Here is a 24449-nt window from a genome sequence, read left to right on the forward strand (position 1 = left end):
ATAGCGCCATGAACATAATTCGACTGAAAGACGGCAGGGAACGCTCTTTGCTGCGCCGCCACCCCTGGGTTTTTGATGGCGCCATCGCCAGCGGCGGCGGGGATTCCGGTGAAACGGTGCGCATTGAAAGCCACGCCGGCCAGTTCCTGGGCTGGGCCGCGTTCAGCCCGAGTTCCAAAATCCGCGCCCGGGTCTGGAGCTTCAACGAGGCGCAGCGCATTGATGCTTCTTTTTTCATAGCACGTATCGCACAGGCCATCAGCGCAAGAAGCCTTTTTGATATCAAAAGCGATGGATTGCGCCTGGTCCACGGCGAATCCGACGGCCTGCCCGGCCTGGTCGTTGACCGCTACGGCGACACGCTGGTGGCGCAGTTCTCCAGCTGCGGCACGGAGAAATGGAAGCAAGTCATCGTCGAGGCGCTGCTGGCGCAAACCGGCCTGACGCGCCTTTACGAACGTTCGGACGCCAGCGTGCGCACGCTCGAAGGCCTGCCCGAAGCCACCGGCTGGCTGGCTGGATCAGGCGACACCGGCATCACCATCACCGAGCACGACTGGAAACTGAGCCTGGATGTCGCCGAAGGCCACAAGACCGGCTTTTACCTCGACCAGCGCGACAGCCGGCAGAAGTTTTCCGCCTACGCGCGCCGGCTTCGGTTCAAGGACGTGCTGAATTGCTACTGCTACACCGGCGGCTTCACGGTGGCGGCGCTGGCCGGCGGCGCGGAACACGTCACGTCGATTGACTCGTCCGGCCCGGCCATCGAGCGCGCCAAAGCCAACGTCGCCCTGAACGGTTTCGACGCCGGCCGCACCACGATGCTTGATGCCGACGTGAATGCCATGTTGCGCCAGTATGTGAAGGACGGCCGGACTTTCGACGCCATCGTGCTCGACCCGCCCAAGTTCGCGCCGACCGTCACGCATGCCGAGCGGGCCGCCCGCGCCTATAAGGACATCAACCGGCTGGCGCTGTCCCTCCTGGCGCCCGGCGGCGTGCTGTTCACCTACTCGTGCTCGGGCGGCATCAGCGCCGACCTGTTCCACAAGATCGTCGCCTCGGCCGGCACCGACGCGGGTGTGGACGCCTTCATTTGCGAACGCATGGGCGGCGCGCCCGACCATCCGATGACGGTCGCTTTTCCGGAAGGCGAGTACCTCAAGGGGCTGGTGCTGGTCAAAAGGCCTTCAAACTAGCTTTTCAATGGTCAAATCGGCATTTTGCGCACAGCAGGCGGGCGCAGGCAGCTATATAAATCATAGCAAGCATGGATGCCTTTGCCTCACTTGCACAGCCGGGCCGGCATTGACCACACGATCCTTCGGGGTCTTGAAGGGAAGGCTAAAGTCCCCATCTTGCTTGTTTCGCCTGGCGCGCAGTTGGTTGCAGATTTTTCCAGTTCCCACGTTTTTTTAGATTAGGTAAATACCATGAGCTTGATTCCCGTCACCATCCTCACCGGCTTTCTGGGTTCGGGCAAAACCACGCTCTTGAAGCGCATCCTGACCGAGGCCCACGGCCAGAAGATTGCCATCATCGAGAACGAGTTTGGCGAGGAAAACATCGACAACGAAATCCTGGTCAATGACACGCAGGAAAACATCATCCAGATGAACAACGGCTGTATTTGCTGCTCGATTCGCGAAGACCTGCGCGAAACGCTGCAACTGCTGGCCGCCAAGAAGCGCAAGGGCCTGCTGGCGTTTGACCGCGTGGTGATTGAAACCACCGGCCTGGCCGACCCCGGCCCGGTGGCGCAGACCTTTTTCATGGACGAGGAAATCGCCGAGCAGTATCTGCTCGACTCCATCCTGACGCTGGTCGATGCCAAGCATGCGCAAACCCAGCTCGATGACCGCCAGGAAGCGCGCCGCCAGATCGGTTTTGCCGACCAGATTTTCATCAGCAAGACCGACCTGGTGGCAGAGGACGAAGTGCAGGCGCTGATGCATCGCTTGAGGCACATGAACCCGCGCGCGCCGCAAAAAGCCGTGCATTTCGGCGAGGTGGCGATTGCCGACGTGTTTGACCTGCGCGGCTTCAACCTCAACGCCAAGCTCGACATCGACCCCGACTTCCTCAAGGCCGACGAGCCGCACGACCATGATCATCACGACCATGAACACGGCGAGCATTGCGACCATCCTTCGCATGCGGCGGAGCAGGGCAGCCACCATCACCATGACGACGATGTCAAAAGCTTTGTGTTCCGCTCCGACAAGCCTTTCAGCCCGGCCAAGCTCGAAGATTTCCTGGGCGCGGTGGTCAATATCTACGGCCCGCGCATGCTGCGCTACAAGGGCGTGCTGAACATGGAGGGCACCGAGCGCAAGGTGATTTTCCAGGGCGTGCACCAGCTCATGGGCAGCGATCTGGGGCCGGCCTGGGCAGAGGGCGAGAAAAAAACCAGCAAGATGGTGTTCATCGGCATCGACCTGCCGAAAGATATTTTCGTGCAGGGCCTGGAGCAGTGCCTGGTTTGAGGCAGACTGACGGGGTGTGAAGCCTGAATCCAGTGAAAAGGATGAAAAGAGCGAATGAAGGTGTCGATTCTCCCGGGATTATTTTTCAATTCAATGCTCCGGGCCAGCGAGCCGTTACAATCGCGCGCCGACCAAAATACCCGGAAAACCGAATCGGGAAGCCAGCCAGAGAAAGACCAGCTCACCCCATGGGCTGAACGCCGCGTTAAAGTGGCCTCATTGGCTGGATCGGCGCAGACACACCAGATCATCTGGCACCAGATAGGGCCTGAATGCCCGACGGCAATCAGGCAAAGAAGCGGTTTGGAACATTACCCCGGGCCGCTTCCCAGAGGAGAGACTCAGTGAACACCCCAGAGAAGAAAATCAAGACGTCTGCACCGACCACCCCGGTCAAGCCAGCAGCCAGCGCTGTCGCCAAGCCGGCAGCGAAAGACGGCAAGACCGTCAGGTCCGTCCTCACGGTGCCGGTTGCCGCGCCTGTGCGCATGGACTCCGCGCCCTTGAAACCCGGCCGCAGAAGTTCGGCCCGTACCGCCATCCAGACTCCCACGCCCGCACCGATGGTGCCCACCCATGCGCCCGACGCAGCCAAAGCCAGCTACTCCACCATGACTGAACGCGTAATTGCGCCGCCCGTCCACGCGGCCGCTCCCAAGGATCCTCAACTTGCCGACAACTGGAAAACCAAGCCGGCCAACCAGTTGAGCGACCAGGAAATCAAGGCGATGCCTGATTCCGAGTACATGAACGAAGTCCAGCTGGCTTTTTTCCGCCACAGGCTGTCGGTGCTCAAGCAGGAAATCCACAACAGCGCCGGCCAGACCACCGAGCACCTGCGCGAAGATGCTGCCATCGTTCCAGATCCTGCAGACCGTGCCACGATTGAAGAAGAGCATGCGCTTGAACTACGTACCCGCGACCGCGAACGCAAGCTGCTCAAGAAAATCGAGCAATCGATTGCCCGCATCGATTCGGGCGACTATGGCTACTGCGACGAAACCGGCGAAGCCATCGGTGTCGGCCGCCTGATTGCCCGCCCAACGGCCAATCTGTCGCTCGAAGCGCAGCAGCGGCGTGAACTCAAGCAAAAAATGTTCGGCGACTGAAGCTGTAATTCCAGCGTCCTCTTTTTTACTTCCCAACATGTCCAAAGACGATACCGCTTCAGGCTTGTTGTCCAAGCTGGTCAAGTTTGTCCGCAATCCGGCCACCAACTGGACGGAACTCGATTCCGTTGACGGCAACAAGGACGACTCCGTCAACAAGCAATTGCTCAACGAGATGATCGAGCGCAAACGGCGCAACGATTTTGTGCGCAAGCGTGAATTCGACATGTTGCGAAAGTTGCGAAAGCTTGAAGCGCTGGCTGAAACCTCGCCAGACCTGGGCAGCACCCCCTCATTTTTCCAAAGCAGCCTCACCTCCCATGTGGACGACCGTGCATCGACGCTCAAGAAGATCGATGAGATCGAGGCGCAGATGTCGATGCAGTGGTGGAAAACCAAGAATCAGACCGCCTCAAGTGCCAAGACCGAGCCGGCGCCGTTGCACATCCCGAAAGAGCACGCGGAGCAGGCTCCACTGGACAGTCTGCAGCCTTTGGAGTATCAGCCGACGATGCCGGCTGGCGCAATGGATTTGGGACATCCTGCGGATCTGTCCGCGCAAGCCCCCTTGCTGGGCGATCTTCTGCAAGGCCTGTCTCAACAGCGCCCGTTCCAGGCAGCGGCGCCCAGTATTGACAAATCGCGGGAAAGCAGCACGGTGGACTTGATGGCTTCCATGAGTTCGGATCTCATGCCCCTTCTGGAACAGGAACATGAAGCGATCGTGCATGATGCCGAGCTTGAAGAAGCCGCCATCTTGTTTGCCAATGGCGATGACGCAGGCGCTGAAGCCGGTTTGCTGGAAATTCTGGCGCCTGGCGCCCTGCGCGCCAACCATGCCTATACCTGGCTGACGCTGTTTGACCTGTACCGCGCTACCGGGGAGCAGGACAAGTTCGAAGCGGCGGCGGTTGAATTCGCCGAACGCTTCAGCCGGTCGGCGCCTCAATGGTTTTCATTGCCCGAGATGGTCAAGGCGCTTGCCCAGCCTGCAGACCAGGAAAGTCAGGCAGACGCGTCTGCAGACTGGATTTGCCCTTCGTCATTGGGAATGCAGTCGGTCGGCGTACTGAATGCGGCTATTGGCCGTTCTGCCATGCCGTGGCGCCTGGACTGGAGCAACCTCAAGACGATTGAGGCTTCCGCCCTTGACCTCCTGCATAAATTATTCAGTGGCTGGGCGGCCCAGTCTGTGCAGTTGCGTTTCATGGGCGATGAACAACTGCGCGAAGTGCTGCTCAAGGCAACGCCTTCCGGTGAGCGCGGTACTGATCAGAAATGGTGGCTATTGCGCCTGGAAGTATTGCGCGTCATTCATCGGCCTGATGATTTTGAACTCGCGGCGCTTGATTTCTGCATCACCTACGAAGTGTCCCCGCCAGCATGGGAAATCGCTCAATGCGATTACAAATCACTCGATGAATATGGCGACGCCAGGGGCCGGGCCACCATTATCGGAGCGCCTACCAGCGAAACCGTCTATTCCAGCCTGCTGCAATTGGAGCCAGATTCCGTGCTGGATTTCCGTACCACCAGCCCCCCTGTCCGATTTTTGTCAGTGGACCTCTCCGGCCAGATTCAAGGCGATGCGGTTGCCGTGATGGACCGGCTGGAGGCTAGTCTGGTAGGTGCAGACAGAATGCAGATTTGCTGCGGCAAGCTGATCCGCGTCGATTTTTCTGCTGCCGGCATGCTGCTCAATTGGGTGGCTGCCCGGCAAGCCGAAAATCGGGTCGTTGAGTTTTCCGAAGTTAATCGACTGGTTGCCGCTTTTTTCAATGTGATTGGAATCATCGAGTACGCCAGGGTGGTGGCTCGCAACGACTGAGATGGATGGGCTGCCCGGCAGCATCAGATATTTTTTTGAATCCATTTTTGGCATGGTTTGCGGCTAAAAAATGTTAATCATTTGTTGCAAGTAAAACACTTTGTAGCGATTTTTGACCGAGAAAGCCCTTTTCGGATTTATTTTTCCTTGCTCCAAAATCATCGAACGGGGGTTTGCATCTCGACAGCGAGTAAAAAAGCATGTTCAAGCTTGCTGCTGTGACTGCATGCTACATTTTTGCTAGCTCCTGATGCTGGTGGCTCAAGGGCGCCAGGCAAGCTGTTTAGGCCGGTTTGCGATGCTGATATCCTCATCCTGAACCAGAAACGACCGACGTGATCAAAATGCGCAAAAGACCTGCTCGCATCGCCTTTTGACTGGTTTTCCTGTGCGCGACATTCTTCATGCTTAACTTTAGGTATTGACCTCAAGTAATTCATATTAAACAACTTTAGAACCCTGAGCAGCATTCACATACCCCTCTAAGTTATTGATTTCATTGAAAGAATTTGTGTCAGATTCCGGGCTGGCAGGGGGTTCCCTGATACAGTGGGAAAATGTGCAGTTTGGTGGTGAAAAGTGTTCGATAGAGGGTTTTCAAGAGTGTTTCAAGGTGCGTCATTTCTGGCTCTCGATGCAAAAGGCCGGCTTTCCGTGCCTGCCCGTCACCGGGACGCGTTGGGCACAAGTCATTCTGGCCAATTCACCATCACCAAACACCCGCACGGCTGCCTCATGATTTTTCCCTTGGTCGAATGGGAAAAATTTCGCGAGCGTATCGCTTCACTGCCCATGCAGGCTCAGTGGTGGAAACGGATTTTTTTGGGAAATGCCATGGATGCCGAGATGGATGCGACCGGTCGCATCCTGGTTTCGCCTGAACTGCGCAAGGCCGCCGGCATCAGCAAGGATGCGGTTTTGCTGGGCATGGGCAATTATTTTGAACTCTGGGACGCTGCAACCTATGCGGCGCAGGAGGCCGAGCAGATGAAGGGCGAAATGCCCGATGTCTTTAAAGATTTTTCTTTTTGAAAGTAGATGGTGAAGGGCACATGGACACACCGCACCGTCCTGTTGAACGAAGCCATCACGGCGCTTCAGGTCAACCCGGACGGTCATTACATCGACGCGACTTTTGGTCGCGGAGGACATTCACGCCTGCTGCTGTCGCAACTGTCGGCGTTCGGCCGCGTGACGGCCTTTGACAAGGATCTTGACGCTATTGCAGAGGCCCAATCCATCGACGACCCGAGGTTTTCAATCCGCCATCAGGGTTTCATGCATCTGAACCAGATGCCGCAGGCCAGCGTAGCGGGCGTGCTGATGGACCTGGGCGTGAGTTCACCCCAGATTGACAACCCGGAACGCGGTTTTTCCTTCCGCAATGAAGGCCCCCTGGACATGCGCATGGACACCACGCGCGGCCAGAGCGTGGCCGAGTGGCTGCAGGATGCGTCCATCGAAGCCATGACAGAGGTGATCCGCGACTATGGCGAAGAGCGCTTTGCCAGTCTGGTGGCCAAGGCGATTGACAGGCGCCGGCAGGAACATGGTCCGCTTCAGACCACCGCCGAACTGGCTGACGTCGTGGCCAGTGCGGTCAAGACCCGCGAGCCGGGCAAGGATCCGGCAACGCGCACCTTCCAGGCACTGCGGATTTTCATCAACGCAGAACTCGAAGAACTGCAGCAGGCGCTGCAGGCTTCGCTCAAGGTGCTGCAGCCGGGCGGCCGCCTGGTGGTGATCAGCTTTCATTCGCTGGAAGACCGTATCGTCAAGCAATTTATCGCAGCGCATTCGCGCGAAGTGTATGACCGGCGTGCGCCCTTTGCCGCGCCCAAAGTCATGCAACTCAAGGCGCTGGGGCGCACCAAGGCAAGCGAAGAGGAAGTTGCCGGCAATCCACGCTCGCGCAGCGCCGTGATGCGGGTCGCCGAGCGTACGGGAGAAGCCGCATGAACAGCTTGAGGCTTTGCATTGCTGGCGGGAACGATCTTTTTGCAGTCACCTGCGAGAGCCGGCCATGGGTCGCCTGAATTTTGTGCTGTTGCTGGCCGTACTGGTCAGCGCGCTGTATCTGGTGCAGACCCAGTATGAGTCGCGGCGTCTTTACGTGGAGCTTGAAAAGGCCGCCGCGCAGAGCCGCAAGATAGAAACCGAGAGTGAGCGACTGCAGGTGGAAAAGCGTTCTGAAGCGACTCCTTTGAAAATCGAGAAACTGGCCAGGGATCGTCTGCAGATGCGTACGACCACCCCTGCCATTACCGAGTACGTCAAGTACAAGTCCGCGGCCGATGTGGCGTCGGCTGCCGGGCAGAAGGCGCAGCCATGAGCAGCAAAAGCGTTCTCTACACCTCAAGCCCGTTGCTGGCCAGCAAAACGCCTGTCTGGCGCAGCAAGCTCATCGTGGCATTGATTGCGCTGGCGTTTACAGGCCTGGCCGTCAGGGCAGCCTATATCCAGGTGTATGCCAACGCGTTTTTCCAGCGGCAGGGCCAGGTGCGGTTTGCACGGACCCTGGAGTTGCCCGCCAACCGGGGCCGCATCCTGGACCGCAATGGGCTGATTCTGGCCTCCAGCGTCCCCGCCTCCAGCATCTGGGCCATCCCTGAAGATGTCAAGGCCAGTCCCGCCCAGCTTGCCGACCTCGCCAAATTGCTTGAAATGCCCCTGGCCGAGCTGAACAAGAAGCTCGGCGACGAGGACAAGACTTTTGTCTGGGTCAAACGCCAGCTCGATGAGCCGGTGGCCCAGAAAATCCATGCGCTCGGCATTCCCGGCATTTACCAGCGCAAGGAATACAAGCGCAAATATCCCGAAGGTGAAACCATCGCGCACATCGTCGGGTTCACCAATGTGGAAGACAAGGGACAGGAAGGCATCGAGCTGACCTTCAATAAAGAGCTTTCAGGCAAGGCCGGCTCACGGCGCGTCATCAAGGACCGGCTGGGCCGTGTGGTCGAGGGCGTTGGCGAGCAGGTTCCGCCGGTTGACGGAAAAGACATCCAGCTCAGCGTTGACAGCAAGGTGCAGTTTTTTGCCTATCAGAAGTTGCGTGATGCGGTGATCGCGCGCAAGGCCAAGGCCGGCAGCGTGGTGGTGATCGACACGATCACTGGCGAAGTGCTGGCGCTGGCCAATTATCCAAGCTATGTGCCTGACAAGCGCCAGAACCTGACCGGCGAGCAACTGCGCAACCGGGCGGTGACTGACACCTTCGAGCCCGGCTCAACGATGAAGCCGATCACCGTGGCCATGGCGCTGGAGGCTGGCCGCATCAAGCCGCAGACCCTGATTGAAACCGGCCCCGGCCGCTTTAGCATCGGTGGCTTCACCATCAGCGACACCCACAACTACGGCACCTTGACCGTCGAGGGTGTGATCCAGAAGTCCAGCAATGTTGGCGCGCTGAAAATCGCGCAGAAGATGACGCCGCACGAGATGTGGGATACCTATGTGGCCCTCGGCTACGGCCAGAAACCAAAGATCGAGTTTCCCGGTGCGGTGTCGGGCCGGCTGCGGCCCTGGAAGACCTGGCGGCCGGTTGAGCAGGCCACCATGGCTTATGGCTACGGACTGTCGGCGTCGCTGTTCCAGATGGCGCATTCCTACACCTCTTTTGCCCACGACGGCCAGATCATTCCGGCCACCATGCTCAAGAGAAGTGAGCCCGCTGTCGGCGTCAAGGTATTTTCTCCAGAAAATGCGCGCGCCGTGCGCCGGATGCTCCAGATGGCGGCAGCACCAGGCGGCACGGGCCAGCTTGCCCAGACCGTCGGCTACTCGGTCGGCGGCAAGTCGGGCACGGCGCACAAGCAGGTCGGCAAAGGCTATGCAAGCAACAAATACCGCGCCTGGTTTACCGGCATGGCACCGATTGAATCGCCGCGCATCATCGTCGGCGTCATGATCGACGAGCCGAGCGATGGAAAATACTTCGGCGGCATTGCCGCCGCGCCGGTGTTCAGCGAAGTGGTTCAGCAAACGCTGCGCATGATGGGCGTGCAGCCCGACGTGAGCGTGAAACCGCAAATCATCACGCAGACGGTGGAGGAGTCGTTTTGACCGCCATGCAACTTCACACCCCTGAGCAAGCCGCCCGCTGGCTGCATGAGCGCGTCACAGGTACGCTCTCGGCCGACAGCCGCAAGGCGGGCAAGGGCGACGGCTTCATTGCCTGGCCGGGTGCGGCCACCGATGGCCGCAACTATGTCAATGCCGCCCTGGCTGCCGGAGCAAGCGCCTGCCTGGTCGAACATGCGGGCGCGCAGGCTTACGGTTTCAATGATGAGCGGGTTGCAACTTATGCAGGACTCAAGGCGGCAACCGGCTCGATGGCTGCTGCTTATTTTGGGGCACCCAGCGAGCAGTTGCAGGTAACGGCCATCACCGGCACCAATGGCAAGACCTCCACAGCCTGGTGGCTGGCGCAGGCCCTCGGCCGGCTGGGCCGCAAATGCGGCATTGTCGGAACGCTGGGTATTGGTGAGCCCGGCGCCATGGTGGCCAACGGGCTGACAACGCCTGACCCTGTGCTGCTGCAGCAGCAACTGCGGCGTTTTGCGGATGAAGGCTTCGCCGCTTGTGCCCTTGAAGCCTCTTCGATTGGCCTTGAAGAGGGGCGCCTGGATGGAACACACATACAGATTGCTGTTTTCACCAATTTCACCCAGGACCATCTCGACTACCACGCGTCCATGCCGGACTACTGGCGCGCCAAGCAGATGCTGTTCAACTGGCCCGGCCTGCGCGTGGCTGTCATCAATGTGGACGATAGCCGGGGCCTGGAACTGAGCGCTGCGCTGGCGGGTACTTCGCTGGATATCTGGACCTTGTCGTGCGCCGGTCCTGCACGGCTTCAGGCTCAGGCCATCTGCCAGGGCGCGCATGACTTGAGCTTTGACGTGGTTGAAGGCGGCGAGCGCCACAAAATTTCAACCCCCATGGTCGGCCTCTACAACGTGTCGAATTTGCTTGGCGTCATGGCCAGCCTGCGGGCAATGGATGTGCCGCTGGCCGACGCCGTGGCGGCCTGTGCCGACCTGTTGCCCGTGCCCGGTCGCACCGAAACCCTGGCAGTTCCCGGTCTGCCCTTGGTTGTCATTGATTACGCGCACACGCCCGATGCACTTGAAAAAGTGCTGACGGCGCTCAACCCGGTTGCACAGGGCCGGGGCGGCCGGCTCTGGTGTGTTTTTGGCTGCGGCGGTGACCGTGATACCGGCAAACGCGCCTTGATGGCGGCGGCGGCGGAAAAAAATGCAGATCAGCTGGTGATCACCAGCGACAACCCGCGCAGTGAAGACCCCATGACCATCATCGGGCAGATGCTCAAGGGGCTGAGCCGGCCACAGGCCGCGCATGTGCAGGAAGACCGGCGTGCCGCCATAGCCCATGCGCTGCAACTCGCCCAGCCGCAGGATGTCGTCCTGCTGGCGGGCAAAGGACATGAAAACTATCAGGAGATCAAGGGAGTGAAGTTTGCATTTTCTGACCGGGACCAGGCGCAAGCCATCCTGGATGCCTTGGCGGGAACGCGCCAGGCGGAGGAGGCCGCATGATGAGCTTGCAGCAAGCCCTGGGCTGCTTGCCGTCGGCCCGGCTGGTGGGCGATGGCCATGTCGTGCCCCTGCGGGTTCATACCGACACGCGCAGCCTGCAGCCCGGCGACCTGTTCGTGGCGCTCAAGGGCGAGCATTTCGATGCGCATGAATTTCTGCCGCAAGCCAGGGCGCTGGGCGCCGTGGCTGCCATCGCCCAGCATGGTTTGCGGGAGGCCGGGTTGCCCGGTCTCGAAGTCGCGGACACCCGGCTGGCGTTGGGCCAGCTTGCCGCCGGCTGGCGTTCGCAATTCGGCCTGCCGCTGATTGCCGTCACCGGAAGTAACGGGAAAACCACCGTGACGCAGATGATCGCGGCCATTTTGCGGGCCTGGAAACCGGACGCAGCCTTTGCGACCGAGGGCAACCTCAACAATGACATCGGCGTGCCGCTGACGCTGCTGCGCCTGCGCGCTTCGCACCAGATCGGCGTGATCGAGCTGGGAATGAACCATCCCGGCGAAATCGCCTATCTGGCCAATTTGGCCAGGCCCTCGGTGGCGCTGGTCAACAACGCCCAGCGGGAACACCTTGAGTTCATGGCAACGGTGGAAGCGGTTGCCCAGGAAAACGGTTCCGTGCTGGCGTCGCTTGATGCGGACGGGATTGCAGTTTTTCCGGCGGACGACGTTTACACCGCTGTCTGGCGCCGTCTGGCGGGAGAGCGGCAGGTGCTGACTTTTGCGCTTGCTGCGCCAGCCGATGTGACTGCCAGCGCTCGCTGGGAAGGCGATGGCTGGCAGGTAGAAGCTCAAACTCCTTCTGGTTCGATTGAATTTTCACTGCATATCGCAGGGCGGCACAACGTCAAAAATGCATTGGCCGCAACCGCCAGCGCACTTGCGGCCGGTGTGCCGCTGTCTTTCATCGCCGCCGGCCTGTCAGCGTTTGTGCCGGTCAAGGGCCGCTCGCGCGCCCTGTCGGTCCCGCTGCAGGGGCGCAGCCTGACCCTGATCGACGACACCTACAACGCCAATCCCGACTCCATGCAGGTGGCCATCCAGGTTCTGGCCGAGTTGCCCGGGCCGCGCCTGCTGGTCATGGGCGACATGGGCGAAGTCGGCAGCCAGGGTCCGCAATTTCACGACGAAGCCGGCCGCAACGCCCATGCACTGGGCATTGAAAAACTTTTCACGCTGGGCGAGCAGTCGCAAGGCGCAAGCGCCGCTTTTGGCGAAGGCCGCCATTGCAGCGACATGGCAGAACTGACCGCCGCCGTGCTGGCAGAGCTTCCTTATATCGCCAGCGTATTGGTAAAGGGTTCGCGATTCATGAAGATGGAAAGCATCGTTCAGGCCGTCGTGGCCGCCGGTAGCGATTTACAACCATACGAGAAGAAAGAGCCTCATGCTGCTTAGCCTGGCCCAATGGCTCCAGACCATTTCCCCTGAACTGGGATTCCTGCGGGTATTCCAGTACCTGACCTTTCGTGCCTTGATGGCTGCCATGACGGCGCTGCTGATTGGCCTGCTGGCCGGCCCTTTCGTCATTCGCCGGCTTATTTCACTCAAGATTGGCCAGCCGATCCGCGAATACGCGATGCAGACGCATTTGAGCAAGAGCGGCACGCCAACCATGGGCGGCGTGCTGATTTTGCTGGCCATCGGCATCTCGACCCTGCTGTGGTTCGACCTGTCCAACCGCTTTGTCTGGATCGTGCTGCTGGTCACCCTGGGTTTCGGCGCCATCGGCTGGGTCGATGACTGGCGCAAGGTGGTGCTCAAGGATCCGGAAGGCATGCGTTCGCGTGAAAAATATCTCTGGCAATCGGTCGTTGGGCTGATTGCCGCCCTGTACCTCGTGTTCAGCATCTCCGAGAGTTCCAATCTTCGGGTGCTGGAGTTGTTCATGAACTGGGTGCGCTCGGGGCTGGATGTCAATCTGCCGCCCAAGGCCGGTTTGCTGGTGCCCTTCATGAAGGAGATCAGCTATCCGCTGGGCGTGTTCGGGTTTGTGATCCTGACCTATCTGGTGATCGTCGGCTCCAGCAATGCCGTCAACCTGACCGACGGACTCGATGGGCTGGCCATCATGCCGGTGGTCATGGTCGGCTCGTCGCTGGGCGTGTTTGCCTATGTGACCGGCAGCTCGGTCTATTCCAAATACCTGTTGTTCCCGCACATTCCGGGCTCGGGCGAACTGCTGATTTTTTGTGCCGCCATGGCCGGTTCCGGGCTGGCATTCTTGTGGTTCAACACCCATCCGGCACAGGTCTTCATGGGCGACGTGGGCGCGCTGGCGCTGGGTGCGGCGCTGGGCACCATCGCCGTCATCGTGCGCCAGGAAATCGTGCTGGCCATCATGGGCGGGATTTTTGTCGTCGAGGCCCTGTCAGTCATGTTGCAAGTGACCTGGTTCAAATACACCAAGCGGCGCTACGGGCAGGGCCGACGGCTTTTCCAGATGGCACCGCTGCATCATCATTTTGAAAAATGCGGCTGGAAGGAAACCCAGGTGGTTGTCCGTTTCTGGATCATCACCATGCTGCTGTGCCTGGTGGGCCTTTCAACGCTCAAGCTCAGATGAAAAACCTGGCGCATCAAAACATTCTTGTCCTGGGGCTGGGTGCTTCGGGCTTGGCGCTGGCGCGCTGGTGCGCCCGCTGCGGCGCGCATGTCACCGTGGCCGATACGCGGCCCGCGCCGCCGCAGCTGGCGTCCTTGCAAGCCGGTGTGCCAGCGGCCAGATTTGTGACTTCCCCGATGGACGAGGCGCTGCTGGCTGGCACTGCCTTCGATCTGGTTTTGAAAAGCCCTGGCCTGTCGCCTGCCTCCATCAGCGGTGTGGTGGCGGCAGCCCAGGCGCAAGGCATTCCTTGCGGCAATGAACTCAGCCTGTTTGCACAGGCACTGGCCGACTTGAAGGAAGACCAGGCTTATGCGCCGAAGGTGATCGGCATCACCGGCACCAATGGCAAAACCACGGTGACCTCGCTGACCGGCCAGCTCATTGAGCGCGCCGGGAAATCGGTGGCGGTCGCCGGCAATATCGGCCCGACGCTGCTGGACACCCTGACCGACAAGCTTGACGAGCATGCCCGTGATCAGTCGGCGGCACTGCCTGAATTCTGGGTGCTGGAGCTGTCCAGCTTCCAGCTGGATGGTGTGACGAACTTCGAGCCTGACGTGGCAACGGTCCTGAACATCACCCAGGATCACTTGGACTGGCATGAAACCCTGTCGGCTTATGCCGCTGCCAAGTCGCATGTCTATGGCCGCGGTGGACTCATGCTGCTCAATCGCAATGATCCCCTGGTGATGACGGCAGTGCCCGCACTGGTGAAGGGCAAACCAGGCCGCAGCTACCTGACGTTTGGCGGCGATGCGCCCAAGCGTCCCGGCGACTACGGGATTGAAACCGTCAACGGCATGGCCTGGCTGGTGCGGGCGGCCGAGGCCGATGAAACCATCAAGCGCCGCAAGGCTGAAGAGCTGGTGCTGCACATCCAGCGCCTGATGCCACTCGAAGCCCTGCGTATCCAGGGCCGCCACAACGCCACCAATGCGCTGGCCGCGCTCGGCCTGGCGGTTGCCGTGGGTTGTCCGCTGGCGCCCATGCTGCATGGCCTGCGCGAATACCGGGGCGAGCCGCACCGGGTTGAATCCGTGGCCGTGCTGGAGGGGATTGAGTATTTTGACGACAGCAAGGGCACCAATGTCGGCGCCACGGTCGCGGCGCTGGCCGGCCTGGGCAGCGAGCGCAAGCTGGTGCTGATTCTGGGCGGCGAAGGCAAGGGACAGGATTTTTCGCCGCTGGCCGATCCGGTGGCGCGTTATGTCCGTGCCGTGGTGCTGATAGGCCGTGACGCGCCGCTTATCCGGGCCGCACTGCAAGGCAGCCGGACAGAACTGCTGGACGCCGCGTCCATGCAGGACGCGGTCAGCCTGGCGGCTGCCCAGGCCCGGCCGGGCGACGCGGTGCTGATGTCGCCGGCCTGCGCCAGTTTTGACATGTTCGACAACTATGAGCACCGCGCCCGGGTCTTTTGCGATGCGGTGCAGGAACTGGCTGTGGAACAGGGGGCTGTGCTGTGACCGCCAAAACACGTCCTTCCAACTGGAGATCCGGCTGGTTTTCAGGTTTCGGCAAGGCCGCTTCGGATGCCTTGCCGGTCCGCCTGGGCGGTCGCAGCCTTCCCGTCAAGCTGGCAACGCCGGTTCGCCTGGCAGGCCTGGACTGGGCGCTGGTCTGGGTCACGGTGGCCTTGCTGCTGTCGGGACTGATCATGGTGTATTCGGCCTCGGTGGCCATGCCTGACAACCCCAAGTTTGCGCGCTATGCCCATACCTTTTTCCTGACACGGCATGTGTTTTCGCTGGTCATGGCTGCGCTCGCGGCCTATCTGGCGTTTCAGATACCGATGTCAACCTGGGAAAAGTACGCTCCCTGGCTGTTTCTGGCTTCCCTGGTGCTGCTGGTGCTGGTGCTGGTTCCCTTTATCGGCAAGGGCGTCAATGGCGCGCGGCGCTGGATTCCCCTGGGGTTCATGAACTTCCAGCCCTCGGAACTGGCGAAATTCGCCGTGCTTCTGTATGCCGCCAATTACATGGTGCGCAAGATGGACGTCAAGGAACGCTTCTTTCGCGCTGTGCTGCCGATGGCCTTTGCGGTCGGTATTGTTGGCGTGCTGCTGCTGGCCGAACCTGACATGGGTGCTTTCATGGTGATTTCGGTCATTGCCATGGGGATTCTCTTTCTGGGCGGCGTCAATGCCCGGATGTTCTTTGTCATTTCAGCCGTGGTGGTGGTGGCTTTTGGCATGATGGTGATGCTCAGTGAATGGCGGCGCGAGCGGATTTTTGCCTATATGGACCCGTGGAACGAAAAATACTCCATGGGCAAGGGCTACCAGCTTTCGCATTCGCTGATTGCCTTTGGCCGGGGTGAAATCTTTGGCGTTGGCCTGGGTGGCAGCATCGAAAAACTGCACTGGCTGCCTGAAGCGCATACCGACTTCCTGATGGCCGTGATCGGCGAAGAGTTTGGACTCATTGGCGTGCTGGTGGTGATTGGCCTGTTCCTGTGGATGATTCGCCGCATCATCCACATTGGCCGCCAGTCCATCGCGCTTGACCGGCTGTTCTCCGGGCTGGTGGCCCAGGGTGTCGGCATCTGGATGGGTTTTCAGACCTTCATCAACATCGGCGTGAACCTGGGTGCCTTGCCCACCAAGGGCCTGACGCTGCCGCTGATGAGCTACGGCGGATCGGCCATCGTGATGAATCTGATTGCGCTGGGTGTGGTGCTCAGGATCGACTACGAGAACCGCGTTCTGATGCGCGGAGGCCGCGTATGAGCCGGCAGCGCTGCGCTCTGGTGATGGCCGGCGGAACCGGCGGCCATATCTTTCCCGGCCTGGCCGTGGCTGAAGCCTTGCGAGAGCGCGGCTGGCGCGTGCATTGGCTGGGTGGCAAGGGCAGCGCAGGCCGCCCCAGCATGGAAAGCCAGCTGGTGCCGCCGCGCGGATTTTCCTTCGAGACCATCGACTTTTCCGGCGTGCGCGGCAAAGGTCCGGTCACGCTGGCGCTGTTGCCCCTGCGCCTGCTCAAGGCCTTCTGGCAGAGCGTGCAGGTCATCCGCCGCGTCAAGCCCGATGTGGTGGTGGGCCTGGGTGGGTACATCGCCTTTCCGGCCGGCATGATGAGCGTTCTGCTGGGCAAGCCGCTGGTGCTGCATGAACAAAATTCGGTCGCCGGCATGGTCAACAAGGTGCTGGCCAGCGTGGCGGACCGTGTCTTTACCGCCTTTCCAGACGTGCTTAAAAAAGCCGAGTGGGTGGGCAATCCGCTGCGCCCGGCCTTTACCCGGCAGCCTGACCCGGCTGTCCGCTTTGCCCAGAGGCGCGGGCCGCTCAAACTGCTGGTGGTCGGCGGCAGCCTGGGCGCTACCGCCCTGAATGAGCTGGTTCCCAAGGCCCTGGCCCTGATTCCGGCGGCAAGCCGTCCCCAGGTCACCCATCAAAGCGGCGCCCGCCAGCTTGAAGCGCTGCGCGCCAACTACCAGGCAGCTGGCGTACCGGCCGAACTCACGCCATTCATCGAAGACACCGCCCAGGCCTTCGCCGATGCCGACCTCATCATCTGCCGCGCCGGCGCCAGCACGGTGACCGAGATTGCCGCCGTCGGCGCCGCGGCGCTGTTTGTTCCCTTTCCCTCTGCCGTGGATGACCACCAGACCGTCAATGCGAAATTTCTGGTTGCGCATGGCGGTGGCTGGCTGGTGCAGCAGCGTGACCTTACCCCTTCAATTCTTGCCACAATGCTACAAAAAACAGAGCGCCTTGCGCTTGTGCAGTCTGCGCTACAAGCCAAAACCATGCAAAAAATCGATGCCACTTCCCATCTGGTCGCCGCCTGCGAGGAGCTTGCGCCATGAAACACGCCATCAAGCACATCCATTTCATCGGCCTGGGCGGCGCGGGCATGTCCGGCATTGCCGAAGTCCTGCACAACCTGGGCTATGTCATATCCGGCTCTGACCTGTCCGACAGCGCCACGCTGCAGCGCCTGGCCGGCCTGGGCATCCAGACCTTTGTTGGCCATGCGGCAGCCAACCTGGTCGATGTCGATGCGGTGGTGACTTCCACGGCGGTGCATGCCGACAACCCCGAAGTGCTGGCCGCGCGCGAAAAACACATTCCCGTGGTGCCGCGCGCGCTGATGCTGGCCGAGCTGATGCGCTTCAAGCAGGGCATTGCGATTGCCGGAACCCACGGAAAAACCACCACCACCAGCCTGGTGGCCAGCGTGCTGGCCGAAGGTGGCCTGGACCCGACGTTCGTGATCGGTGGCCGGCTCAACAGCGCCGGCGCCAATGCCAAGCTGGGTTCGGGCGATTACATCGTGGTCGAGGCCGATGAGTCGGATGCGTCCTTCCTGAACCTGCTGCCCGTCATGGCGGTGGTGACCAATATCGACGCCGACCACATGGAAACCTATGGGCACGACTTTGGCAACCTCAAGAAAGCCTTTGTCGATTTCCTGCGCCGCATGCCTTTCTACGGCACGGCAATTTTGTGCACCGACGATCCGGTGGTTCGCCAGATCGTTCCCGAGATGTCCTGCCCCATCACCAGCTATGGCTTGAACGAAGAAGCCCAGGTGCGCGCCATCAACGTGCGTGCCGTCGGTGCGCAAATGCATTTCACCGCGCAGCGGCGCAATGGCGTCAAGCTGCCCGACCTGGACGTGGTGCTTAATTTGGCCGGGCAGCACAACGTGCTCAACGCCCTGGCGGCCATCGCCGTTGCGGTCGAGCTAAGCGTGCCGGACGCCGCCGTGCAAAAGGCGCTTTCCGATTTTACCGGGGTGGGCCGGCGCTTCCAGAGCTACGGCGATCTGCCTGCCCGGGACGGCGGCCAGTTCACGGTGATTGAAGATTACGGCCATCACCCGGTCGAAGTCGCCGCCACGCTGTCGGCCGCGCGCGGTGCGTTTCCGGGGCGGCGGCTGGTGCTGGCTTTTCAGCCTCACCGTTACAGCCGCACCCGCGATTGTTTCGAGGATTTCGTCAAGGTCATCAGCAGCCATGCCGATGCGGTCTTGCTGGCCGAGGTGTATGCCGCCGGCGAAGCGCCCATCGTGGCTGCCGACGGCCGCTCCCTGGCGCGTGCCCTGCGTGTCGCTGGCAAGGTCGAGCCGGTTTTCGTGGACAGCATCCATGACATGCCCCAGGCGATCGTGGATGCGGCGCAGGACGGCGACATCGTCATGTGCATGGGCGCCGGCTCCATCGGGCTGGTGCCGGCCAAAGTCGTTGCCATGCTGCAGTTTCAGGAAGTCAACGTGCTGGAAGGACAATGCGCATGAGCCCGAATCCCTCCAGTTTTGGCAAGGTCGCCGTCCTCATGGGCGGGCGCTCCGCCGAGCGTGAAATTTCTCTGATGTCGGGAAGCGGCGTGGTGCAGGCGCTGCGCTCGCAAGGCATTGATGCCCATGCCTTCGATCCGGCCGAGCGCGACCTGGGCGAGCTGAAAACGGGCGGCTTTGCGCGCTGTTTCATCGCGCTGCATGGCCGCTTCGGCGAAGACGGCACGGTGCAGGGCGCGCTCGAACTGCTCGGCATTCCCTACACCGGCTCGGGCGTCATGGCGTCGAGCATGGCGATTGACAAGGTCATGACCAAGCGCCTGCTGCTGTCCGAAAGCCTGCCCACGCCGCGCTATGTGCTGCTGCGCCGGGGCGGCTACAGCCCGGAACAGGTCGATGCCATCGTCGATACGCTGGGCCTGCCGCTGATCGTCAAGCCCGCGCGCGAAGGCTCATCGCTGGGTTTGAGCAAGGTTCTTGAGCGCGCCGAAATGGCCAAGGCCGTGGCTCTGGCTGAAAAGATGGATGCCGACATTCTCTGCGAGCAGTTCATCAGCGGCGACGAAGTGACCTGCCCGGTGCTGGGCACCGGCGAGCAGGCGCGGGCGCTGCCGGTGATCCGCATCGTGGCGCCTGAAGGCAACTACGACTACCAGAACAAATACTTCACCGACACCACGCAATACCTGGTGCCCTGCGGGCTGCCCGCCGGCGAGGAAGCCGCCATCCAGCAACTGGTGCTGCAGGCTTTTCGCACGCTCAACTGCCGTGGCTGGGCACGCGCCGACGTGATGATTGACCAGGCCACGCGCAAGCCCTACCTGCTCGAAATCAATACCTCGCCCGGCATGACCGGGCATTCGCTGGTGCCGATGTCGGCACGGGCGGCCGGCATTTCCTATGAAGCGCTGTGCGTTGAAGTGCTGAAAACCGCAGTGCTCGACCACCAGCCCCGGGATGGAACACTGCCGTGAGCCGCACCATGCCACTGCCAGCCCCCCTGCCGCCAGACGTCAGGCTCATGAACACCGTGTCGGTGCTTCTGTGCCTGGGTTTTGCCGCCATGGTGCTGTCGCTGGGCATGGCCTGGCTGGTACACCAGCCGGCATTCAACCTGAGCGCCATCCGGGTCGGCGGTGAACTGGCGCACAACAACGCCGTCACTTTGCGCGCCAACGTGGCGCCCAAGCTGGCTGGCAATTTCCTCACGGTCGATCTGGAAGCCACTCGCGCAGCCTTCGAGACCGTGCCCTGGGTTCGCCGGGCCGTGGTGCAGCGCGAATTTCCAAATCGCCTGAAGGTTTTGCTGTATGAGCACAAGGCGGTTGCGTACTGGGGCCCCGAGGGCGATGCCCGGCTGGTCAATAACCAGGGCGAAGTGTTCGAGGCCAACCCGGGCGACGTCGAAACCGAGGAGTTGCCGATGCTCAGCGGACCCAAGGGCCAGGCGCCGCAGGTGTTGCAGGCTTATCAGACGCTACTCCCTCTGTTCGAAGAGATGGATGCGGTGCTGGAGCAGTTGCAGCTGAGCGAACTGGGCAACTGGCGCGCGCAACTCGACAGTGGCGCCGTGATTGAGCTGGGGCATGGCTCGCTGGCTGAAGTCCAGGCGCGTACACGGCGGTTTATTGACACGGCGACGCAGGTGGCGTCGCGGTTTGGACGCGATGTGGAGTCAGCCGACCTGCGTTATGGCAGCGGCTATGCGCTCAAGCTCCGAGGCGTCACCACCGGCGAGATCGGTGACAAAGACGAGAAAAAAAAGAAAAGGTAAATCAATGGCCAAAGAATACAAAGATCTGGTGGTAGGGCTGGACATCGGGACGAGCAAGATCATGGTCGTGGTCGCCGAAGTCATGCCCGGCGGCCAGCTCAAGCTGGCCGGTCTGGGCATTGCCGCCAGCCAGGGTCTGAAACGCGGCGTGGTGGTCAACATCGACGCCACCGTGCACAGCATCCAGCAGGCGCTGAAAGAGGCCGAGTTGATGGCTGACTGCAAGATCGGCCGCGTCTTCACCGGCATCACCGGCAGCCATATCCGGGGCATCAACTCCAGCGGCATGGTGGCGGTGAAGGACAAGGAAGTCACGCAGGCCGATGTGACCCGCGTCATCGAAACCGCCAAGGCCATCAACATCTCGACCGACCAGCGCCTGCTGCTGGTCGAGCCGCAGGAATTCGTGATTGACGGCCAGGATGTGCGCGAGCCTATCGGCATGAGCGGACTGCGCCTGGAGGCCAAGGTGCATATCGTGACCGGCGCCCAAAGCGCGGCTGAAAACATCATCAAGTGCGTGCGCCGCTGCGGCCTGGAAGTGGACCAGCTGATGCTCAACCCGCTGGCGTCCAGCCAGTCGGTGCTGACGCAGGACGAGCAGGAACTGGGCGTGGCGATGGTCGATATCGGCGCCGGCACCACCGATGTGGCGATTTTTACCGGCGGCGCCATCCGGCACACCGCCGTGATCCCGATTGCCGGCGACCTGATCACCAGCGACATCGCCATGGCGCTGCGCACGCCCACCAAGGACGCCGAGGACATCAAGGTTGAAAACGGTTGCGCCAAACAGCTGCTGGCCGACCCCGACACCCAGGTCGAAGTGCCGGGCCTGGGCGACCGCAGCCCACGCATGCTGAGCAAGCAGGCGCTGGCCGGCGTGATTGAACCGCGTGTCGAGGAAATTTACCTGCTGGTGCAGCAGGTGATCCGTGAATCAGGCTATGAAGAGGTGCTGTCCTCGGGCATCGTGATCACCGGTGGCAGCGCGATGATGCCCGGCATGATCGAACTCGGCGAAGACATTTTTCTCAAGCCGGTGCGGCGCGGCCTGCCGCGCTATTCCGGCGCGCTGTCGGACATGGTGGCCCAGACCCGGGCGGCCACTGTGATGGGGTTGCTTGAAGAAGCCCGGCTGGCCCGCATTCGCGGTTTCAAGGTGTCACAAAAAGCCGGCAGCATGCACAGCGCCTTTGGCCGGGTCAAAGACTGGTTCGTGGGGAACTTCTGATGACCACAATGCCCCGCTTCTTCGGCTGCCCCTGGCTCCGAACCTATTCAGGAGGAGCCGATCCACCGGCCTGACCAGCCATGTTTCGCGAAAAAATTTTGAAAAACTTTATCAACACAACTTACTGAGGACGAGGTTCCCAATGACTATAGAAATGATTGAAATCCAGGAGTTCAACCAGGGCACGCAAATCAAGGTGATCGGGGTCGGCGGCGGCGGCGGCAACGCGGTCGGCCACATGATTCACTGCGGTGTGCAGGGCGTTGAATTCATCTGCGCCAACACCGACGCGCAGGCACTGAACCGCGGCAGCGCGCACAAGAACATCCAGCTGGGCTCCAGCGGGCTGGGCGCCGGCAGCAAGCCCGAAAAAGGGCGTGACGCGGCCGAGCTGGCCGTCGAGGACATCCGCAGCGCCATCAGCGGCGCGCACATGCTCTTCATCACCGCCGGCATGGGCGGCGGCACCGGCACCGGCGCTGCCCCGGTGATTGCGCGCGTGGCCAAGGAAATGGGCATTTTGACCGTCGGCGTGGTGACCAAGCCGTTCGACTTCGAGGGCGGCCGCCGCATGACCAATGCCGACATCGGCCTGGCCGAACTGGAAGCCAACGTCGATTCGCTGATCGTGGTGCTCAACGAAAAGCTGCTCGAAGTGCTGGGCGACGATGTGACGCAGGACGAGGCTTTCGCGCATGCCAACGACGTGCTGAAAAATGCCGTTGGCGGCATCGCCGAAATCATCAATGTGCCCGGCCATGTCAATGTTGACTTCGAAGACGTGCGCACCGTGATGGGCGAGCCCGGCAAGGCCATGATGGGAACGGCCCGGGCCAGCGGTCCTGACCGCGCCCGCATCGCCGCCGAGCAGGCCGTGGCCTGCCCCTTGCTCGAAGGCATCGACCTGTCGGGCGCCAAGGGCGTGCTGGTGCTGATCTCGGCGGCCAAGGGTTCGCTCAAGCTGAACGAATCCAAGCTCGCCATGAACACCGTTCGCGCCTACGCATCGCCCGATGCGCATGTGATTTACGGCACGGCCTACGACGACGAACTGGGCGAGGACATCCGTGTCACCGTGGTGGCGACCGGCCTGAGCCGCCAGGGCCAGGAAGCCCGCGGCAACGTCGCGCCGCTGCAGGTTCTTCGCGGCGCCGGCCAGAACGCCGCTGGCGTACCGGGCCTGAAGCAACCCGATTACGGCAACATGGCCCGGCCCAGCGTGTGGGGAAGCAACCGCACCCAGGCGGCCGCCAAGATTGATGCGCTGGCGTCAGGCGGCATGGATGACTTTGAAATTCCTGCCTTTCTGCGCCGCCAGGCTGACTGAGCGTGCATGCGTTAGCCCAGGCCTGCCCCGGCAGGCCTGGGGCATAGCCTGCCATTTTCGGGTTGCCATCCTCTGACGCCCGGCGTGTTGCACGGGCTTGGGCCGGTTTTGCCCCGTCCTGAACGCAGCACAAATTAAAATACCCCATGCTCGCTCAAAGAACTCTCAAATCCCTGACCAAGGCGGTTGGCGTCGGGCTGCACAGCGGCCAGCGGGTTGAATTGACCCTGCGGCCAGCGCCTCCCGATAGCGGCATCGTGTTCCGGCGCGTCGATTTGCCTGAGCCGGTCGATATCGTCATCTCGCCCGAAGCCGTGACCGACACCCGGCTGGCATCGACCATTTCCAGCGGCAGCGCCAAGGTGCTGACCGTCGAGCACCTGATGTCCGCCTGCGCCGGCCTGGGCATCGACAACCTGATCATCGACATCACCGCCGAAGAGGTGCCGATTCTGGATGGCTCGGCGTCTTCATTCGTGTTTTTGCTGCAGTCCGCCGGCATCGAACTGCAGGCCGCGCCCAAGCGTTTTGTGCGCATCCTCAAGCCCGTCGAGGTCCGCGAGGGCGAGGGCGCCAATGTGAAGTGGGCGCGCCTGACCCCTTACGAGGGCTACAAGCTGAGCTTTGAAATCGACTTCGACCATCCTGCGGTGGACTCCACCGGCCAGCGCGTCGAGTTCGACATGGGCTCGGGCGGCTACAGCCGGGACATTGCCCGGGCGCGCACCTTCGGCTTCACCAAGGATGTCGAAATGATGCGGGCCAACGGCCTGGCGCTGGGCGGCGGGCTCGACAACGCCATCGTCATGGACGACTACAAGGTGCTCAACAGCGAAGGCCTGCGCTACAACGACGAATTCGTCAAGCACAAGATACTCGACGCCATGGGCGACCTGTACCTGCTGGGCAAGCCGCTGCTGGCCGCCTACAGCGCGTTTCGTTCGGGCCACGCCATGAACAACAAGCTGCTGCGCGAGTTGCAGGCCCATCCCGAGGCCTATGAAATCGTCACCTTCGACGACGAAAAAAGCGCTCCCAAGGGTTTTTCAACCCTGCCGCGCGCCTGGTAAGGCGCCGCCACCGGCACCCCGGGAGTTCAGTCCATGCTGCTTTTTCGCTGGATGCTGTTGTTCGCGCTACTGGCCGCCCTGGTGTGCTTCATGTTCTACGCTGGCACCGGGCAGCTGCGCTTCAGGCACTACGGCTGGGTGGTGCTGAAGTGGGCCTTGATTGCCGCCTTCGGATTTTTTGGCGTGCTGATCCTGGAGCGGGTGGCGTAGCCG

Annotated in this window: 21 protein-coding genes; all 21 read left to right on the plus strand. The window is 61.4% G+C overall.

The annotated features are described in order from the left end of the window. Nucleotides 1-8: 8 nt before the first annotated feature. The 21 genes from ABLV49_RS03965 (at nucleotide 9) to ABLV49_RS04065 (ending at nucleotide 24446) form a co-directional block, all read left to right on the plus strand. Nucleotides 9-1199, plus strand: a complete 1191-nt coding sequence (locus ABLV49_RS03965; protein WP_349280296.1) for a class I SAM-dependent rRNA methyltransferase — start codon at nucleotides 9-11, stop codon at nucleotides 1197-1199. A 234-nt stretch (nucleotides 1200-1433) separates the two neighbouring features. Further along, the gene (locus ABLV49_RS03970; RefSeq protein ID WP_349280297.1) at nucleotides 1434-2486 is read left to right on the plus strand and encodes a CobW family GTP-binding protein; all 1053 of its coding nucleotides are present in this window, start codon (nucleotides 1434-1436) and stop codon (nucleotides 2484-2486) included. A gap of 344 nt (nucleotides 2487-2830) precedes the next feature. Then, the gene (gene dksA / locus ABLV49_RS03975) at nucleotides 2831-3595 is read left to right on the plus strand and encodes an RNA polymerase-binding protein DksA (protein WP_415838113.1); all 765 of its coding nucleotides are present in this window, start codon (nucleotides 2831-2833) and stop codon (nucleotides 3593-3595) included. Beyond that, entirely contained in the window at nucleotides 3564-5423 is a 1860-nt protein-coding gene (locus ABLV49_RS03980; protein ID WP_349280299.1) for an STAS domain-containing protein, read from the plus strand. The genes dksA and ABLV49_RS03980 overlap by 32 nt, the downstream gene beginning before the upstream one ends. A 603-nt stretch (nucleotides 5424-6026) precedes the next feature. Continuing rightward, nucleotides 6027-6455: a division/cell wall cluster transcriptional repressor MraZ gene (gene mraZ / locus ABLV49_RS03985; RefSeq protein ID WP_349280300.1), complete on the plus strand. Its 429-nt coding sequence runs from the start codon at nucleotides 6027-6029 to the stop codon at nucleotides 6453-6455. A 6-nt stretch (nucleotides 6456-6461) separates the two neighbouring features. Beyond that, nucleotides 6462-7382: a 16S rRNA (cytosine(1402)-N(4))-methyltransferase RsmH gene (rsmH, locus tag ABLV49_RS03990; protein WP_349280301.1), complete on the plus strand. Its 921-nt coding sequence runs from the start codon at nucleotides 6462-6464 to the stop codon at nucleotides 7380-7382. Between the two features lie 64 nt (nucleotides 7383-7446). Next, nucleotides 7447-7755 carry a cell division protein FtsL gene (ftsL, locus tag ABLV49_RS03995; RefSeq protein ID WP_011802792.1) on the plus strand — a complete coding sequence of 103 codons (309 nt, stop codon included), beginning with the start codon at nucleotides 7447-7449 and terminating at the stop codon, nucleotides 7753-7755. After that, a complete protein-coding gene (locus ABLV49_RS04000) occupies nucleotides 7752-9488 on the plus strand; it encodes a peptidoglycan D,D-transpeptidase FtsI family protein (protein ID WP_349280302.1) in 1737 nt (578 codons plus the stop codon). Before ftsL ends, ABLV49_RS04000 begins: the two co-directional genes overlap by 4 nt. 5 nt (nucleotides 9489-9493) lie before the next feature. Next, entirely contained in the window at nucleotides 9494-10984 is a 1491-nt protein-coding gene (locus ABLV49_RS04005) for a UDP-N-acetylmuramoyl-L-alanyl-D-glutamate--2,6-diaminopimelate ligase (protein WP_349280303.1), read from the plus strand. Then, nucleotides 10981-12381 (plus strand): UDP-N-acetylmuramoyl-tripeptide--D-alanyl-D-alanine ligase, encoded by a 1401-nt coding sequence (locus ABLV49_RS04010; protein ID WP_349280304.1) that lies wholly within the window; start codon nucleotides 10981-10983, stop codon nucleotides 12379-12381. Before ABLV49_RS04005 ends, ABLV49_RS04010 begins: the two co-directional genes overlap by 4 nt. Further along, nucleotides 12371-13549: a phospho-N-acetylmuramoyl-pentapeptide-transferase gene (gene mraY / locus ABLV49_RS04015; RefSeq protein ID WP_011802788.1), complete on the plus strand. Its 1179-nt coding sequence runs from the start codon at nucleotides 12371-12373 to the stop codon at nucleotides 13547-13549. The genes ABLV49_RS04010 and mraY overlap by 11 nt, the downstream gene beginning before the upstream one ends. Continuing rightward, the gene (murD, locus tag ABLV49_RS04020) at nucleotides 13546-15057 is read left to right on the plus strand and encodes a UDP-N-acetylmuramoyl-L-alanine--D-glutamate ligase (RefSeq protein ID WP_349280305.1); all 1512 of its coding nucleotides are present in this window, start codon (nucleotides 13546-13548) and stop codon (nucleotides 15055-15057) included. Before mraY ends, murD begins: the two co-directional genes overlap by 4 nt. Then, nucleotides 15054-16319 (plus strand): putative lipid II flippase FtsW, encoded by a 1266-nt coding sequence (gene ftsW, locus ABLV49_RS04025; protein ID WP_349280306.1) that lies wholly within the window; start codon nucleotides 15054-15056, stop codon nucleotides 16317-16319. The genes murD and ftsW overlap by 4 nt, the downstream gene beginning before the upstream one ends. Then, complete coding sequence (gene murG, locus ABLV49_RS04030) at nucleotides 16316-17398, plus strand: undecaprenyldiphospho-muramoylpentapeptide beta-N-acetylglucosaminyltransferase (protein WP_349280307.1); 1083 nt, start codon at nucleotides 16316-16318, stop codon at nucleotides 17396-17398. Before ftsW ends, murG begins: the two co-directional genes overlap by 4 nt. After that, nucleotides 17395-18831: a UDP-N-acetylmuramate--L-alanine ligase gene (murC, locus tag ABLV49_RS04035; protein WP_349280308.1), complete on the plus strand. Its 1437-nt coding sequence runs from the start codon at nucleotides 17395-17397 to the stop codon at nucleotides 18829-18831. Before murG ends, murC begins: the two co-directional genes overlap by 4 nt. Further along, nucleotides 18828-19805, plus strand: a complete 978-nt coding sequence (locus ABLV49_RS04040; RefSeq protein ID WP_349280309.1) for a D-alanine--D-alanine ligase — start codon at nucleotides 18828-18830, stop codon at nucleotides 19803-19805. Before murC ends, ABLV49_RS04040 begins: the two co-directional genes overlap by 4 nt. 8 nt (nucleotides 19806-19813) lie before the next feature. Further along, complete coding sequence (locus ABLV49_RS04045) at nucleotides 19814-20605, plus strand: cell division protein FtsQ/DivIB (RefSeq protein ID WP_349280310.1); 792 nt, start codon at nucleotides 19814-19816, stop codon at nucleotides 20603-20605. 4 nt (nucleotides 20606-20609) lie between these two features. Next, nucleotides 20610-21839: a cell division protein FtsA gene (gene ftsA, locus ABLV49_RS04050; RefSeq protein ID WP_349280311.1), complete on the plus strand. Its 1230-nt coding sequence runs from the start codon at nucleotides 20610-20612 to the stop codon at nucleotides 21837-21839. A gap of 142 nt (nucleotides 21840-21981) precedes the next feature. Then, the gene (ftsZ, locus tag ABLV49_RS04055) at nucleotides 21982-23166 is read left to right on the plus strand and encodes a cell division protein FtsZ (RefSeq protein WP_011802780.1); all 1185 of its coding nucleotides are present in this window, start codon (nucleotides 21982-21984) and stop codon (nucleotides 23164-23166) included. A 146-nt stretch (nucleotides 23167-23312) separates the two neighbouring features. After that, nucleotides 23313-24236, plus strand: a complete 924-nt coding sequence (gene lpxC / locus ABLV49_RS04060; protein WP_349280312.1) for a UDP-3-O-acyl-N-acetylglucosamine deacetylase — start codon at nucleotides 23313-23315, stop codon at nucleotides 24234-24236. A 33-nt stretch (nucleotides 24237-24269) separates the two neighbouring features. Next, a complete protein-coding gene (locus tag ABLV49_RS04065) occupies nucleotides 24270-24446 on the plus strand; it encodes a hypothetical protein (protein ID WP_011802778.1) in 177 nt (58 codons plus the stop codon). The last annotated feature ends 3 nt before the right edge of the window (nucleotides 24447-24449 follow it).

The sequence above is a fragment of the Polaromonas hydrogenivorans genome, from assembly GCF_040105105.1.
Lineage (GTDB): Bacteria > Pseudomonadota > Gammaproteobacteria > Burkholderiales > Burkholderiaceae_C > Polaromonas > Polaromonas hydrogenivorans.